The 15,967-nt window shown below is 58.9% G+C and carries 13 protein-coding genes; 4 read left to right on the forward strand and 9 right to left on the reverse strand.

The features are described 5' to 3' along the window. Window positions 1-174 precede the first annotated feature (174 nt). Window positions 175-1,383, forward strand: coding sequence for a NupC/NupG family nucleoside CNT transporter (locus tag LRL22_RS00225; RefSeq protein WP_021230483.1), 1,209 nt, complete (start codon window positions 175-177; stop codon window positions 1,381-1,383). Window positions 1,384-1,461: 78 nt separating this feature from the next. Here the strand turns inward: LRL22_RS00225 and LRL22_RS00230 are convergent, their stop codons facing one another. After that, window positions 1,462-3,561 (reverse strand): hypothetical protein, encoded by a 2,100-nt coding sequence (locus LRL22_RS00230; protein ID WP_058057745.1) that lies wholly within the window; start codon window positions 3,559-3,561, stop codon window positions 1,462-1,464. Between the two features lie 443 nt (window positions 3,562-4,004). Between LRL22_RS00230 and LRL22_RS00235 the strand changes: the two genes are divergently transcribed. Then, complete coding sequence (locus LRL22_RS00235) at window positions 4,005-4,154, forward strand: hypothetical protein (protein WP_005338159.1); 150 nt, start codon at window positions 4,005-4,007, stop codon at window positions 4,152-4,154. A 181-nt stretch (window positions 4,155-4,335) separates the two neighbouring features. Here the strand turns inward: LRL22_RS00235 and LRL22_RS00240 are convergent, their stop codons facing one another. Further along, window positions 4,336-5,112 (reverse strand): BPL-N domain-containing protein, encoded by a 777-nt coding sequence (locus LRL22_RS00240; protein ID WP_270904415.1) that lies wholly within the window; start codon window positions 5,110-5,112, stop codon window positions 4,336-4,338. A gap of 216 nt (window positions 5,113-5,328) precedes the next feature. Between LRL22_RS00240 and LRL22_RS00245 the strand changes: the two genes are divergently transcribed. Beyond that, a complete protein-coding gene (locus LRL22_RS00245; RefSeq protein ID WP_257687842.1) occupies window positions 5,329-5,862 on the forward strand; it encodes a metal-dependent hydrolase in 534 nt (177 codons plus the stop codon). 239 nt (window positions 5,863-6,101) lie between these two features. On the opposite strand, the gene LRL22_RS00250 is transcribed toward LRL22_RS00245, so the two are convergent. The 7 genes from LRL22_RS00250 to LRL22_RS00280 all read right to left on the reverse strand — a co-directional run bounded on the left by LRL22_RS00250 (window position 6,102) and on the right by LRL22_RS00280 (window position 14,446). Then, on the reverse strand, window positions 6,102-6,950 hold the full coding sequence (locus LRL22_RS00250; RefSeq protein WP_270904416.1) for a DUF6602 domain-containing protein: 849 nt from the start codon (window positions 6,948-6,950) through the stop codon (window positions 6,102-6,104). Between the two features lie 673 nt (window positions 6,951-7,623). After that, window positions 7,624-8,430 carry a tryptophan synthase subunit alpha gene (gene trpA / locus LRL22_RS00255; protein ID WP_270904417.1) on the reverse strand — a complete coding sequence of 269 codons (807 nt, stop codon included), beginning with the start codon at window positions 8,428-8,430 and terminating at the stop codon, window positions 7,624-7,626. Then, the gene (trpB, locus tag LRL22_RS00260) at window positions 8,427-9,620 is read right to left on the reverse strand and encodes a tryptophan synthase subunit beta (protein ID WP_005347359.1); all 1,194 of its coding nucleotides are present in this window, start codon (window positions 9,618-9,620) and stop codon (window positions 8,427-8,429) included. Before trpB ends, trpA begins: the two co-directional genes overlap by 4 nt. 47 nt (window positions 9,621-9,667) lie before the next feature. After that, the gene (gene trpCF, locus LRL22_RS00265) at window positions 9,668-11,176 is read right to left on the reverse strand and encodes a bifunctional indole-3-glycerol-phosphate synthase TrpC/phosphoribosylanthranilate isomerase TrpF (RefSeq protein WP_270904630.1); all 1,509 of its coding nucleotides are present in this window, start codon (window positions 11,174-11,176) and stop codon (window positions 9,668-9,670) included. Next, the gene (gene trpD / locus LRL22_RS00270; protein ID WP_270904418.1) at window positions 11,176-12,204 is read right to left on the reverse strand and encodes an anthranilate phosphoribosyltransferase; all 1,029 of its coding nucleotides are present in this window, start codon (window positions 12,202-12,204) and stop codon (window positions 11,176-11,178) included. The genes trpCF and trpD overlap by 1 nt, the downstream gene beginning before the upstream one ends. Window positions 12,205-12,219: 15 nt before the next feature. Continuing rightward, window positions 12,220-12,819, reverse strand: coding sequence for an aminodeoxychorismate/anthranilate synthase component II (locus tag LRL22_RS00275; RefSeq protein ID WP_005359135.1), 600 nt, complete (start codon window positions 12,817-12,819; stop codon window positions 12,220-12,222). Further along, window positions 12,812-14,446, reverse strand: coding sequence for an anthranilate synthase component 1 (locus LRL22_RS00280; protein WP_270904419.1), 1,635 nt, complete (start codon window positions 14,444-14,446; stop codon window positions 12,812-12,814). Before LRL22_RS00280 ends, LRL22_RS00275 begins: the two co-directional genes overlap by 8 nt. A 436-nt stretch (window positions 14,447-14,882) precedes the next feature. Here LRL22_RS00280 and rnm point away from each other — a divergent pair, with 436 nt between their 5' ends. Continuing rightward, on the forward strand, window positions 14,883-15,764 hold the full coding sequence (gene rnm, locus LRL22_RS00285) for an RNase RNM (RefSeq protein ID WP_270904420.1): 882 nt from the start codon (window positions 14,883-14,885) through the stop codon (window positions 15,762-15,764). The last annotated feature ends 203 nt before the right edge of the window (window positions 15,765-15,967 follow it).

The raw sequence follows: 15,967 nt of genomic DNA on the forward strand, positions 1-15,967 counted from the left end.
CGTCACCCGATACATGCTGTCACCCGGAACGTGAATGACCCCAGGATGGGACCCGCCACTAACCTGTAGGTTTGTGGTCTGCGTGTCGCGTGGGTCGGCATCTCTCCCGCCGGATCGCCCGCGACGCCTGTCTGCAGACTTGCCATATGAAACTCCTCTCTTCATAGGTGCAAGATGACACTGTTATTGAGTCTGGTCGGTATGCTGGCCCTGATGTTTATCGCCTGGCTGGCGAGTGAAAACCGCCGAGCCATCCGCTGGCGAACCGTGCTGGGTGCACTCGCCCTGCAAACCGGTTTTGCTGCCCTGGTGCTCTATTTCCCCCCCGGACAAATCATGCTCGGTGCCATGAGCAATGGCGTCTCCGCCCTGCTCGGCTTCGCCGACAGCGGCATCCGTTTCGTGTTTGGCGATCTGGCCAGCAATGGCTTTATCTTCGCCGTGCGGGTGCTGCCGCTGGTGATTTTTATCAGCGCGCTGATCGCCGTGCTCTACCACTTCGGCATCATGCAGTGGGTGATCCGGGTATTGGGCGGCGCCATTCACCGTCTGCTCGGCACCAGCCGCGCCGAATCCCTGGTGGCCACCGGCAATATCTTCCTGTCGCAAGGGGAGTCGCCGCTGCTTATTCGCCCCTTCCTCGCCGGTATGACCCGCTCCGAGCTCTTTGCGGTGATGACCTGTGGCATGGCTTCGGTGGCGGGTTCGGTGCTGGGCGGTTACGCCGGTCTGGGTGTGGATCTTAAATACCTCATTGCCGCCTCCTTTATGGCTGCGCCCGGTGGCCTGCTGATGGCCAAACTGCTGGTGCCGGAGCAGCAGCAGGTGAGCGATCAGACCGAGATCACCCTCGACAAGAGCGACTACAGCAACGCCATCGACGCGCTGGCGGGCGGCGCCATGGGCGGCATGAAGATCGCGGTGGCCATCGGCACCATACTGCTGGCCTTTGTTAGCGTCATCACCATGATCAACGCCGGTCTCACCACTGTCGGCGAGTGGTTCGGCTGGGCCGATCTCTCCCTGCAGCAGCTGCTGGGTTATCTGTTTGCCCCAGTGGCCTGGCTGATTGGCGTGCCCGCCAGCGAGATGATGGCGGCAGGATCCCTGATTGGTCAGAAGGTGATCATGAACGAGTTCGTTGCCTATCTGGACTTTGCCAATATCAAGGCAGATCTGAGCGCCCACACCCAGATCATCATCACTTTCGCCCTCTGTGGTTTCGCCAATCTGGGCTCCATTGCGGTGCAGCTCGGCTCCATCGGCACCATGGCGCCGGAGCGCCGCCACGATGTGGCCAATATGGGCTTCAAGGCGGTGCTGGCGGCGACCCTGGCCAACCTGATGAGCGCCACCCTGGCCGGGATCTTTGTCTCCCTCTGATGAGATAAAACGTGGCTGCGCCAGTAAAAAAAGCGCCCGCCCCATCTGGGGCGGGCGCTTTGCTTTATGAGCAGGGTGCTAGCGAGCGTTCGCTTCCCCCAGCCTTGGATTGAGGGAGAGGATACGGGTCTTGCTGACCCGGTGGCGATAGATCTCCCGCAGATAGAGCAGCGCCTTTTTCACCGATTCGCGGCTGAGGCGAATATCGTTGATGGAGACGAACTTCTCCTTCTCGCGGATAAGCTCCCGATATTTCTTCTCATACATGGGCTTGATGGCGTACCAGTTGGTATCGAGGATCTTGGCCGGGTTCTCGAACTCGTTGAGCATGCTGTCGAGCAGCGCATCGTTCCACTCCTCATTGCAGATCATCTCGATCACCGCCTTGTCCAGATGCTCATCGAAGCGATAGTGATCCTTGGCAAAGCAGCGCTTGATAAAGGCCACGATCAGGGTCAGGAAGTCATCGCTCAGGCAGGGGCTCTTGACGATCAGGGTGGTGAGGGAGATGTTGGCCGACGCCCCGATGACCAGCGCATACCGCTTGAGGGTGGTATTGGGGAAGAGCCCGTTGAGGTGAGACTTGAGCCGGTTGAGATCCATATAGGAGAGCTTGTACTCCTTGGGCAGGGAGATGATCGACACCACAGAGGAGCAGTTCTTGAAGAAGTGCAGCTCGTTGAGGTGGGCCGGGTCATGGCCGCTTTTCACATAGTCGTCCAGATACTCCCGATAGTTGCCCGCCTCGATGGGCAGCAAACTGATCCCCTCGATGGCCTGGGTCATCTTGTTGAAATGGGGCAGCTCGATGGAACGGGTGAAGAGATCGTCCACATTGAGCCCGTCCTCCTTGTCAAACAGGCCGCCGGGGGGCGAGATGGACTCGGCATACGCCACCGCCACCGGCCCCGCCAGACTCATAAAGAGGTCGTTGGCATCGAGCCGAATGGTCTCGCTGATATCGATGCCCGCCCGGCGAAAGTAGTTCTCGTCGTAGTCGGTGGTGACGGCCTGAGCGGTAAGAATGTTGAAGATCTGCTGGGAGATGTACTGGTTGGCGTACTTCTCCATGGTGTTGACATCAACATGCTGGATCTCGCCATCGTCGCTCTCTTCGGCGTAGCGCATGATGTCGTTGGAGATCAGCATCATGGCATTCCAGGGCCTGATCCGCTTGAGCATGCTGGCATCGCACGCCTGCTCGTTGTCGAAGTGATAGGAGAAGTCCCACTCCTCGGCCAGATACTTGCACAGCAAACGCCCCGCGTTGATGTGCAGCGCTTCCGAGATCTCGATACCCCGATCACAGATATTGGGCAGGATGCAGATGCCGCTGGTGAAGATGGGATCGAACATGAAGTGCTCCCCGAGGGAGAGGTGCTCCTCCTCTTCTGACGGGGGTGAAAAGGTCTTGCTCATGTAGGAGTACTGCTGGGCCAGCCCGAACTCGGAGGCCATGCCGGAGCCGGTACCGCCCCCGGCACTGAAGATGTAGAAATAGAGGCGGGACTGGTTGGCCTTGATGCCGCAGGAGTCCACCAGATAGGTATGAATGGCCTGCCACTCGGAGTTGGCGAAGTAGTGGGGGCTCTTGTTGAGGATGATCTTGGCCAGATACTGACCCAGGATGGGGGCGTTACCCGCGCCTCCCGCGTGGATCTCCGACAAGTCCATCACCCGCATCTTGGCGTAGTCACGCAAGGAGCCACCTTCGCCGCTGCGATTGGAGTGGCGGATGCGGCCATCGATGTCCTTGTCCAGATCCCCCAGCATCACCATGGGCTCGATCAGAAAGACCGGCCGGGCACCGTTGTTTGGTAGCCGCAGGTTGCGCCGGATCCAGCTTACCGGGCCAAACTCCTTCTCCCGCTTGCGTTGCTCTTCACTGTTGAACTCATTGAGATAAAAACTGCGGGCGTTGTAGACCAGCGAGGCTACATCCTGCGCGATGTTGGAGCCGCAGCGTCCCAGCCCCACCAGACAGACGGACGGAAAGTTGTGGGGCACGGTGGCGCCCGTTTCACTCTCTCCGATGGCGGCCGGAAACACCGCGTGGCGCAGCTGTTCCAGATTGGCAAGAATGCGGGCCAGATCCCCTTCGGTGTAGTAGAGGTAACGGTTGCCTGCGTCCTGCTCATCATCCGTGTTGATAGGTAGCAGATCGATATGCTCGGTCATGAAAAAAGATCCCTCTTGGCGGCGAATGTATATAAATCAGCAGCTTTGGACTGCCCGCTAACTCTAGATGATAAAAAGCGGGGGCGCGGTGAGAGGAGGGCGAGAGTTGTGACTGTGTGATCATGGGCACAGCAACATCCCGGAAATCTGCCGGTACCCCCCACTGGACGGATGGGGCAACGGCGCCTCATTCCCCTGAAAAGGGGGACGACTGCACTCAATCATGTGTTGGCCACGTGCCGGATCATCCCGCTCTGAGCGGTCTGTTTCCCTTGCGCTGGCGTGGTGGAATAAACACGAAAAAGAATTTTTAGATTGGTTTTAGCATTTCCAATCGATTATTTGATTGGGCAGTAACGGCATTAGCGGTGTCAGATTAGGGGAGCAGGTTGGCCAACGCGCCGTCAGCCAGTCTTTACGCGGTCACACAAGGAGACACTCTGATGGAAACACTTGACCAGAAAATCGACACCATGCGAGAAGCATTTATGCAGCAGGAGCGCAAACAGGCCCACGACAAGTGGCAAGCCAGGGTCGAAGAGCTGCTACAGATACGGGGTGAGGAGAGACAACCGGAGGAGCAGGAAGAGTAGTGCTCGCTCCCGGGCGAAAGTTGAGGTAGCGAACGCTTCGTATCGGCTACCCGTTATCTACCACCGATAAAAAAACCACCGACCTTTTGCAGGTCGGTGGTTTTTTATGGATTGCGGCTGATTGGCTGCCCTCACTTCCGGGCCGAGCAATGGGGTCACATCCAGGGGCGTAGGGACGCGCCTACTTCGAATCGGTGACGGGCTCTTCGGAGAGCAACTCGTTAACGAGTCCTGCGGCCAGATGAATATTCGACTCCATCTGGTTGCCGTCCACCGCGTTGGCTTTCCACGATTCGGGTGCTTCCGGGTGTGGCCCGGAAACCGCCACCTTGCCTTTGCCGTATGAGCTGATCAGCGCGGCAATCTGATGGTTTTGAAAATGGGCGATAACCTTGACCTGCTCGGAGCTTGGCACCGGCGTAAACTGCGGACCGGCCTGGTAATACATCTGGCGCTCTTCACCAAGCCAGCTGATCGGGAAGATCCTGGCGCTAAAGTCGCCGTCATAATCATCGGATGTGGCAGGGACAAGGCCCAGCGCCGGCACAAAGCCCTCTTCTTCAGACCAGCCGGTGGATGCCACAAAGGCACCCCCACAGATCCCGAGGTAGCGGCCACCGCTTAGCAAATAGGTTTTTAACGCCGAACGCGCTTGCGGGGTAAACCCATTGAGGAGCGGCTCAACATCATCCTCAGTGCCGCCAACGATAAACACCCTGGCATTATCGAGCTCTGCAGGCAGCGCCCCGATATTGGAGAGATACCTGACCGGCAAGCCCACCTGCTTGACCACATCCGCAATCGCTCTGGTGCTATCCCCATCAGAAACCGGCCCGTTATAGATCAGCGCGTACGGCTCTTGCTGCGGCTGCGCAGAGGCGGCCTCTGCCATGCATCCTGTCATTAACCAAAGGCTGATAACGCTCGCAATCTGCACGACGCTTTTTGGTACATTCATCGCTGCCACTATCCCTGTGATGTGAATCGAAGAGACTACTTATCACGATCCCGTTCTGCATGTCAGCCGCTGTTAAATGAACATGTCAAGTTAACGCGCCAACGCAGATTGGCGCTGCGTTTATCTAACAGCGAGCCAATACAGTGGACGCACTTCACCTTCACTTCACCGAGCGGGGGTAGGGTAGGCTCACGTTTTCTGTTGGAGCTTCACTCTATGCCCACCATCGTCACCCACGCTGCCGTACCCCTCTGCCTTGGTCTCGGGCTTGGCAGCCGGATTATCCCGCCGCGCCTGCTGCTGGCTGGGGTCGCTATCGCTATGCTGCCCGATGCCGATGTGCTTGCCTTCAAACTGGGGGTCGCCTACGGCCATGTCTTTGGCCACCGCGGCTTTACCCACTCCCTGTTGTTCGCCTTTGCCCTGCCCACGCTGGCCATGCTGTTTCACCGCCAATTTCGGGCCAGCGCCGCCACCGTCTGGTCGTTTCTGCTGGTGTCGCTGCTCTCCCACAGCCTGCTCGATTCGCTCACCACCGGCGGCAAGGGGGTTGGCTGGCTCTGGCCGTGGCGTGACGAGCGTTTCTTTGCCCCCTGGCAGGTGATCCGGGTCGCCCCCTTCAAGCTGGAGGCCTATCTCACTGCCCGAGGTGAAGCGGTGATCCTCTCCGAGCTCTACTGGGTTTGGTTGCCGGGGGTTGTATTGATGCTGATATTGATGGGGTGGCGGGAGTGGAGAAAGGAGAGGTAGTGGTGGGGAGGGAAATTGTTATTGGATAAATTGTGGCTGAGTAACAAATCAGACCCAGGACACCCATCTCTTTGATTCTGGCTATGTGGCGTCTTGCTCAGAAAGGTGGGTGTCCTGATATTGTGCTAATTTATTGCTTTATAGACCGATGTTTATCCTACGAATATAAAAATAACCTAATGGGCCGGCTTTAGCCGCCTACAGTGAGCTGAACGAACAATTTGATCGCATGGTTAGATTTAAGATATGTCAATGTTACTGCAAACAAAAAGGCTATTTAGGTGCCTTGTTAGCTCTGGATATAGCACAGTGTTATCTTCTATGAGAATTATTAGGTATCTGAGGAACAATGCAATGTGGCCATATTTACCTGGGGCCGGTACTACTAGGCGCACAGGCAGCTCGGTTCCATCTGGTTCTATTGGGTACATCCATGGTCTATTGTTACCATCTTTATATGTACATGTCCCGTTTCTTATAGCGCAAATTAAATTCACCCTATGTCGTGGTAGCGAGTCTGCCCAAGATTTCTTGATGCGTCCCGACAATATCTCATTACTGCAGGTGAATTCCTCGCAAACAATAAATGTAACAACTTGGTCCCGGAGATAATCTTTTGGGGCATAATCTCTGTCTGTACTTGGACGGCATAGGGCAATTTCTGCGTCAGTTATAGCCTCTCGCATGAGTTTTATATTGGCTAGTTTTTCTAGCGCATCATCAAGAACCGTACCGTCGACTTTTGATTTTATTTCACCTACGGCAATTACAGATTCTATAGGAAAGAATCTCTGCTCTTCAGGTGTGTGGAAGTAAGGAGTATAGCTCTTGTGGTAAATTATTAGGTCGCACTGGTGACTTATTTCATCATTCTGACCGATTACATATCCTTGAGCGACACCATATATGTTTGGAAGAAAGTTTTTTAGAAGTTCTCTAACGCAGGCCTCCCGAAGCATTCCAAATTCGCCGTTGTGGATAAGCCTCTTTTCCTTATCGTTATAAAATACGGTTCTTGATGTGTCTAAAAATCCTTTTGAGAATGACTCAAGCTGTGATTCTAAAAGGGTGGCGATGATGTTTTGCATTATGAGACCGAATATCTAAGGGTTATTAGATGGAAGGTGGTATAAGTCCAATAATATAGTTTTTCATATAACACCATACTATTTTGATAATTACTGCGGAAAGCATATTTTAAATAATAATCTTTACCATCTCGTATGTTAGGCTAAAAATCGTAGGTTGGTGCTGAACGAAGTGAAGCCCAACGTTTACCGAAAATATACCTGTAAATCTGTTTTACGGATCTGCTACATCCTTGTTTATCCCGATCTGGGTGGAATAATGATGCTCGCAGATTGGGCTTCACAACGCTCTGAGCCAACCTACAAAAAACCACGCTACCGCCCCTGAGTTTCAGCCCCCAGTCCGCTGCTTTTCACCCGTGAGATAGCAACAATTGCTTCCATGACACTCTCCCGAGAGATGGATTGTCGTTTGGCTATTTTAAGGGGCCGGATTGAGACATGGAAAGAGGAAGGTGATAGAAATCTAAGCTGGTTCAATCAATTAGGGAAAACTGTTGTTTAAGTGAGCAGTCGGATTAGCAGAGAGTGCGGAAATACCCTCACCCCAGCCCTCTCCCAAGGGGAGAGGGGACAAAGACGCTGGGAGTGGCAACAAGCAGGAAATAGAAAGGGAGCCGGTCAGGCTCCCTTTCTGCACTCACGGCCAATAGCATTTGGCCAATGTCATTCTTTATCGATTGGTCGCGGCCTTCATCCCTTCCACAAACTCCTTCAGACGAGTCAGCATATGCTCCGGGTTCTGGTGGTGGGTCTCGATGATCTTTACCACGGCGGAGCCGGAGATGGCACCGGCGGCGCCAGCGGCGATGGCCTCACGCACCTGAGCCGGTTCGCTGATGCCAAAGCCGAGCAGGGCGGGGGGGGCGTTGAACTCGCGCAGAGTATTGATCAGCCCCTCCACCGGCATACCGGCCTTGGTCTCGGCACCGGTGACGCCGGCGCGGCTCACCAGATAGGTGTAACCATTGCCGAGCTCCGCCACCTGTTTCAGGGTCTCGGCATCGCCATTGGGCGGGGCGATAAAGATGCTGTCGATGCCAAACTTGTCGGCCGCCGCCTTGTAGGGGGCGCACATCTGCACCGGCACGTCGGCGACCAGCACCGAATCCACACCTGCCTGCTGGCACTTCTCGTAGAAGCCGTCAATTTTGCGCACATAGACCAGGTTGGCGTAGACCAAGAGGCCAATGGGCAACTGCGGGTACTTGGCGCGGATGCGGCCGAGCAGCTCGAAGCAGTCGTCCGGGGTGGTGTGGCTGGCAAACGCGCGCAGGGCGGCGCCCTGAATGGTGGGGCCGTCCGCCACCGGATCGGAGAAGGGAATGCCGAGTTCGAGGGCATCGGCGCCCCCTGCGACCAGCGCATCGACGATGGCCAGCGACAATTCGGGGCTGGGGTCACCCAGCATCACGAACGGCACAAAGGCGCCCTGATTGGCCTTGTCCAGACGGGAGAAGAGTTGTGCGTAACGGTTCATGACAAGGTTCCTTCTTTCTCAAAAATGTCAGCGACGGTGAAGATATCTTTGTCGCCACGGCCGGAGAGGTTGACGATGAGCACCTGCTCTTTTTCCGGTTCACTGCGGGCCATCTTGAGGGCGTGGGCCAGCGCGTGGGAGGACTCCAGCGCCGGGATAATGCCTTCGGATTTGGCCAGCTCCTGGAAGGCGTCCAGCGCCTCCTTGTCGGTCACCGAGGGGTACTCGGCGCGGCCGATGGCAGCCAGATGGGCGTGCTGCGGGCCGACGGAGGGGAAATCCAGCCCCGCCGAGACGGAGTAGGACTCCTGAATTTGCCCCTGATTGTCCTGCATCAGGTAGGAGTGCATGCCAAAGAAGACCCCCTTGCTGCCGTGACCGAGCGGTGCGCCGTGCTCGCCGCTCTCGATACCGTGACCGCCCGGCTCGACACCGATCAGACGCACCGACGGCTCATCGATAAAGTCGGCAAACATGCCGATGGCGTTCGACCCGCCGCCGACGCAGGCGATCACCGCATCGGGCAGCCGCTCCTCCTTCTCGAAACACTGGGCCTTGGCCTCTTCGCCGATCATCTTCTGGAACTCCCGCACGATAGTGGGGAAGGGGTGCGGGCCCGCGGCGGTGCCGAGCAGGTAGTGGGCCGACTCGTAGTTGGCAGCCCAGTCGCGCAGTGCCTCGTTGCAGGCATCTTTCAGGGTGGACGAGCCTGAGTGCACCGGAATGACGGTGGCGCCCATCAGCTTCATGCGAAAGACGTTGGGCTTCTGGCGCTCGCAATCCTTGGCACCCATATAGACCCGGCACTTGAGGCCGAGCAGGGCGCAGGCCAGTGCAGTGGCCACGCCATGCTGACCGGCACCGGTCTCGGCGATGATCTCGCTCTTGCCCATCCGCTTGGCCAGCAGCGCCTGACCCAGCACCTGGTTGGTCTTGTGGGCGCCGCCGTGCAGCAGGTCTTCACGCTTGAGATAGAGGCGGGTCTTGGTGCCCTTGGTCAGATTGCGGGTCAGGGTGAGCGGGGTCGGGCGACCGGCATACTCGGTCAGCAGGGACTGAAACTCGGCGATAAAGGCTGGATCATCCTTGGCATCGACAAAGGCTTTCTCCAGCTGGAGCAGGGCCGGGATAAGGATTTGGGGCACATACATGCCACCAAATTCACCGAAAAACGGGTTGAGCAGGGTCATGGCTTCTTCCTTGTATTAGCTAAATCGAAACGTCAAAAAGGGTTGCGTTACAGGTTGCGCAGTGCGCCGAAGGCGGCTGCAATCTTGTGCGCATCCTTCTGGCCCGGGGCACTCTCTACCCCGGAGTTGAAATCAAGGCCGAGGCAGCCCACTTGTGCCGCTTGCAGGGCGTTGTCGGGGTTAAGGCCGCCCGCCAGCATCAGCTTGTTCTTGTCGAGCGTGGCCAGCAGGGCCCAGTCGAACGCCTGACCGGTACCGCCGCTCTGGCTGCCGACTTTCGTATCCAGAAGCAGGCGATCGGCCGGGTAGTCGAGGGCGGGCAGCGGCTCGCCGCTTTCCTTGCCAAGAGAGACGCCTACGGCTTTCCAGATCTGGCAGCCGGTTGGCAGCAGGGGACGCAGGATCTCGATATAGGCGGCATCCTCATCCCCGTGCAGCTGGACAGCGGCGAGCCCCAGCGCCTCCACCGTCTTGGCGATGGTGGCGGGCTGGGCGTTGCGAAATACCCCGACGTAGGAGAGCTGTGCGCCCGCCATCACGGCGCGGGCGGCGGGGATGTCCACATAGCGCGGGCTTTTGGCCACAAAGATAAGACCCCCAAATACCGCGCCCGCCTGATGGGCGGCGGCAGCATCCTCGGCGCGGGTGAGGCCGCACACCTTGTTCTGGCCCAGTACCAGCTTGCGCACTGCCGCTTCCAGGTCCGGCTCGGCCATCAGGGATGAGCCCACCAGAAAGCCTTTGGCGTGGTGGCGCAGATCCGCTACCTGAGCGCGGTGGTTGATGCCGGACTCGCTGATCACCACCCGATCGCTTGGAATGTCTTTGGCCAGCTGTTTGGTGCGGGCGAGATCGACGCTCAAGTCGCGCAGATCCCGGTTGTTGATGCCAATCACCGGCGCGCCCAGCGCGATGGCGCGGGTCAGCTCCTCCTCGTTGCTCACCTCGGTGAGTACGCCAAGGCCCAGCTCTTTGGCCACCGCGAACAGGGCGCGATAGCCCTCGTCGGTGAGCACGGAGAGCATCAGCAGGATGGCGTCCGCCTGATAGTGGCGGGCCAGATAGACCTGATAGGGGTCAATCATGAAATCCTTGCAGAGCACCGGCTGGCTGACGCGGCTGCGCACCCGCGGCAAAAAGGCGAAATCCCCCTGAAAGAACTTCTCGTCGGTCAGCACCGAGATGGCGGTGGCGTATTTGCCATAGATGTCGGCGATGGCCTCCGGGCTGAAATCGTCGCGGATCAAGCCCTTGGAGGGGGAGGCCTTCTTGCACTCCAGAATAAAGCGGGTGGAGCCCGCCTTGAGCGCCCCGACGAAATCCCGATCGCTGGGGGTCAGCGTGCTCTGGAAGCTCTCCAGCGGCTGGGCCTGCTTGCGGGCGGCGACCCACTCCTGTTTGGCCGCCACGATCTTGCCGAGGATGGTCTGGCTGATGGAGGCCATGTTCAGAAATGCATGGGGGGCAATAAGGTCTGACATCTCGTTATCCTTGCGAAACTGGCTCTTGCCCTGCGGGCGTTCTGAATGACTGCTGTGCAATGTGGTGGCTGACATCATGCCTCCTGCTGGCCCGCATTCTGATGGCTTAAAGTGGCGAGCCGAGCGGCCAGCTCCGCCGTCTTGCCGCTAGCCAGCACCGCCAGCACCTCGGCCGCCGCGCTCTTGAGATCCTTCGCCTTGCCCGCCATCAGCAGCAGCGGCGCCACATTGGCGGCGATGGCGGCGTTGTGGGCCGGGGTGCCACGCCCTTCCAGAATGGCGGCGGTGATGGCGCGGTTCTCTTCAGGCTCACCGCCCTGAATGGCGCTGACCGGATAGGTCTCGAGGCCAAAGTCAGCCGGGGTGATCATAAATTCGCGGATCTCGCCGTCACGGATCTGGGCCACCTGGGTCGGGCCGTGGATGGCAATCTCATCCAGCCCGGCGCCGTGAACCACCATACCGGTTTTCAGCCCCAGTGCCAGCAGGGTTTCTGCGATGGGGCGCACCAGCTCGGGGGCATAGACCCCCATCAGCTGATAGGTGGGACGAGCGGGGTTGATAAGCGGCCCCAGCACGTTGAACAGGGTGCGGGTCTTGAGGGCCTGACGCACCGGCATGGCGTGGCGCACCCCGGCGTGGTACTGGGGGGCGAACAAAAAGCAGATGCCGAGCTCGTCCAGACAGCGGCGCGCCTGCGCCGGGCTCATGTCGAGCTTGATGCCCATTTTATCGAGCAGATCGCTCGAACCCGACTTGCTCGAGACCGAGCGGTTGCCGTGCTTGGCCACTTTCAGGCCGCAAGCGGCGGCGACCAGCGCCGAGGTGGTGGAGACGTTGATGGTGTTGAGACCATCGCCACCGGTGCCGACGATGTCGCAAAATTCATAGTCCGGACGCGGGAAGTCACGCGCTTCTGCCAAGAGAGCCTCGGCGGCGCCGGCGATCTCCTCCGGGGTCTCTCCCTTGATCTTGAGGGCGGTCAGCAGGCTTGCGAGTACGATGGGGTCCACTTCGCCACGTACCACCTGGCCGAAGGCGTCGCGGGTACTTTCACGGCTCAGAGACTGACCCTGATAGAGGGTGTTGAGATGATGATGCATGTTGGTCTCCTTACCTTACCGCACGCTGCTTTCTGGACGAGTGATATGGGCGAGCGCCTGAGTCAGCAGACGGGCCCCTTCCGAGGTCATGATGGATTCGGGATGGAACTGGAAGCCCAGCACCCGCTCATCCTGCTGCTCGATGGCCATGGGCATGCCCTGATAGTGGGCAATCACCGTCAGCTCTTCCGGAACATAGGTAGCGACCAGCGAGTGGTAGCGGGCCACCGGCAGCGGGCTCGGCAGACCGGCGAAGGCGCCGTGGCCGTTGTGCTCAATCAGCGAACGCTTGCCGTGGACGATTTCGCCTGCCGCGCCGACGGTGCCGCCGTAGGCTTCGCACAGGGCCTGATGACCGAGGCAGATACCGAGGATGGGTACCTGACCACGGGCCAGCTTGATGAGGTCTATGAGGCAACCCGCTTCGTGGGGGGCGCCCGGGCCCGGCGAGAGCACCAGTACGGCGTCCCCTTCACAGGCGGCGATTTCGCTCATGATGCGGCTGGCCGGCAGGCTGTTGCGGTAGATCCGCACCGGATAGCCGAGGGATCGGAACTGGTCAACGAGGTTGTAGGTAAATGAATCGAAGTTATCGAGCAGGAAGATATTAGTCATGGCTCACGTCCTTATGTTGCTCCTGCTGGGCACTCAGAGCTTGCAGGGAGGTGCCATGGCTGGCAGCGATGGCGGCCAGCACGGCGGCCGCCTTGGCGCGGGTTTCGTCCGCTTCTGCTTGCGGCTTGGAGTCATAGACCACCCCGGCACCGGCCTGCACATGGGCCACGCCATCTTTCACGAAAGCCGAGCGAATGACGATGCAGGTATCCATCTCGCCGGCGCCGTTGATGTAGCCGACCGCGCCGCCGTAGCTGCCGCGGCGCTTGCCTTCCACCATGCGAATAAGCTCGCTGGCGCGGATCTTCGGTGCGCCGGTGAGGGTGCCCATGTTCATGCAGGCCTGATAGGCGTGCAGGGCGTCAAGGTCTGAGCGCAAGGTGCCGACCACCTTGGAGACCAGGTGCATCACGTGGCTGTAGCGATCCACTTTCAGCAGCTCCTTGACGTAGCGGGTGCCGGGCTCCGAGATGCGGGCGATGTCGTTGCGGCCCAGATCCACCAGCATCAGGTGCTCGGCCACCTCTTTTTCGTCCTGACGCAGTTCCAGCTCGATGCGGCCATCGAGATCCCGGTTGATGCTGCCATCCGGGTTGAAGCCGCGGCGGCGGGTACCGGCGATGGGGTACATCTCCACGTCGCGGCTGGCGGCGCAGAATTTCACCGCGCTCTCCGGCGAGGCGCCAAACAGGGTGAAGCCCTCATCCTGCACGTAGAACATGTAGGGGCTGGGGTTGGTCTGTTTGAGGCGGCGATAGGCGGCCAGGGGGCTCGGGCAGGGCAAGGAGAAGCAGCGGGACGGCACCACCTGAAAGATGTCGCCACGGCGGATAAAGCCCTTGAGCTTCTCTACCTCGGCGCAGAACTGTTTGTCGCTCTTGTCCACGCCCATGCCGCCGGTCAGGGGCTGGGTGGTCAGCTCGGCGCAGAGGGGTTGCTGGCCAATCTGTTTGAAGTCGGTGAGCCGTTCGGTCAGGCGGGTGTATCTGTCTTCAACCTGGCTTTCGTCGCTATCGCCGCCAAAGATACAGGCCAGCAGTTGAGTGGTGCGTTCGATATGGTCGATGGTGATCAGGGTCTCGGCCACGTAGAAGCAGTAGTCGGGGCAGTCATTGCTCCCCTGTGGCACTTCGGGCAGATCTTCAAAAGAGGCGATGAGGTCGTAGGCGAAGCTGCCCGCCATAAAGAGCGCTTCTTTGCCGAGCTGGCAATCAAGCTCCCGCTGCAGGGTGCGCAGCACGTCCAGCACGCTGCTCCCCTTGAGGCGGGAATCTTCGTCCAGCTCCCGATCGGAGGCAGGGAAGTCGAGTTGCAGCTCGCCATCTACCAGCGAACGAGCCACCACCGCAGGCAGCCGCTCGGCCAGCAGGCTCTGCAACTGGGCGCCGTTGTCGTTCAGGCTGCGAACCCGCACGGTGCGGCCACGGCACTCGATGCGCAGGCAGGCGTCTACCAGTAGCAGGCTCTGTTTGCCTGCCTTGGAGTCGATCTCCACCGATTCCAGCAGCAGGTTGTTGGGGCGGCCCTGACAGAGGCGGGTATAGAGCGCCAGCGGATCGGCCACATAGGGGGCGTTGAGCTTGAGGGTATCGAATTCACCCAGAGGAAGGCGATGTGTGGCTGTCATAGTGCGTTCCCTTGCGTGTGATGCGTTTTACCGATGTTCATGACATTGAATTCCTTAGAAATTTAATTGGTCTGGGGTGGCTGGTTCAGGGGCGCCATCGCCAGGTCAGCTTGCTTGTCTGAATTCTCGGTTTCATCACAGGTCCATTTGCCGGATAATAAAAAAGCCCGCTGGGGTCAGCGGGCTTTTTCTTTGGGTTCTTAATTTGCTGTCAGATTACAGGTACAGCAACGACCACACGCCCGCATGTCAGGGAGTGTGCCACCACCAGATGGTCAGGATGGAAGTCGTTTGCATGATAAAGTCCTGTAAAAAGATGTTTGCAATGAAGTGCCTACAGAAAACGATAAAGCCGCGGCCAAGTCAAGTCGCTTTTTAGCCTTCTTTCACCGATTTGCCATGAATGGTGACCTGACCACGAGAGCGGAATAACCTGATGAGATTCGATCTTCACTGCCATACCACTGCCTCCGACGGGGTGCTGAGCCCGGCCGAACTGGTGCGCCGCGCTGCCGAAAAACAGGTCGAGGTGTTAGCAGTTACTGACCACGACACCTTCGCCGGGCTTGATGAGGTGCGTCGCACTATCGAAGCCGAGCAACTGCCGCTGCGACTGGTGAGCGGGGTCGAGATCTCCACCGGCTGGGAGCACCACGAGATCCATATCGTGGCACTGGGGGTGGATGAAAAAAATCCGCAGCTGACCGACTTTCTGGCTGGTCAGCTGGCCCGTCGCGAGGCGCGCGCGCAGGAAATCGGGCGTCGTCTGGAAAAGTGCCTCATCCCCGGCACCTATGAAGAGGCCAAGGCGCTCGCCGGTGACGCCGCCGTGACCCGCGCCCACTTTGCCCGGGTGCTGGTGGCACGCGGGGTGGCCGACAATATGCAGAAGGTATTCAAAAAGTACCTGAGCCGTGGCAATAAAGGCTATGCCCCGGCCGAGTGGCCCGAGATGAGTGAAGCCATCACCGCCATTCACGCCGCTGGTGGGCTGGCGGTGCTGGCCCACCCCAGCCGTTACGATCTCACCGCCAAGTGGATCAAGCGGCTGCTGGTGGCTTTCAAGGCGGCCGGTGGCGATGCCATGGAGGTCTCATTGCCTCAGCAGAGCCCGCAGGAGCGGGCCAATCTGGGCCAGTGGGCCAAGGATCACGACCTCTATATCTCGGTGGGATCGGATTTTCACTTCCCCTCCAACTGGACCGAGCTGGGCCGCCATCTCTGGCTGCCCAAAGAGGGAATGCCCGTCTGGTTGGCCTATCCCGGTCACTTTGGGCTCACCACCGAACAGTATGCCGAGCTGCTGGCGAGTCGGTAACGGCGCCAGCGAAATAGGGAACAAGCCGGGAAAGGGGGGATTCCCATGGTGTGGTTGGCCTATCCCGGTCACTTTGGGCTCACCACCGAACAGTATGCCGAGCTGCTGGCGAGCCGGTAACGGCGCCAGCGAAGCAGCCACAAACAGGTTAAGGTAGTGTCATGGGTCTTTGACCCGTGACCATACGAGCGGGCAGGTATTGC

Origin of the sequence: Aeromonas sp. PI_26, from assembly GCF_027854445.1 — a bacterium.
Classification (GTDB): Bacteria; Pseudomonadota; Gammaproteobacteria; order Enterobacterales; family Aeromonadaceae; genus Aeromonas; species Aeromonas veronii.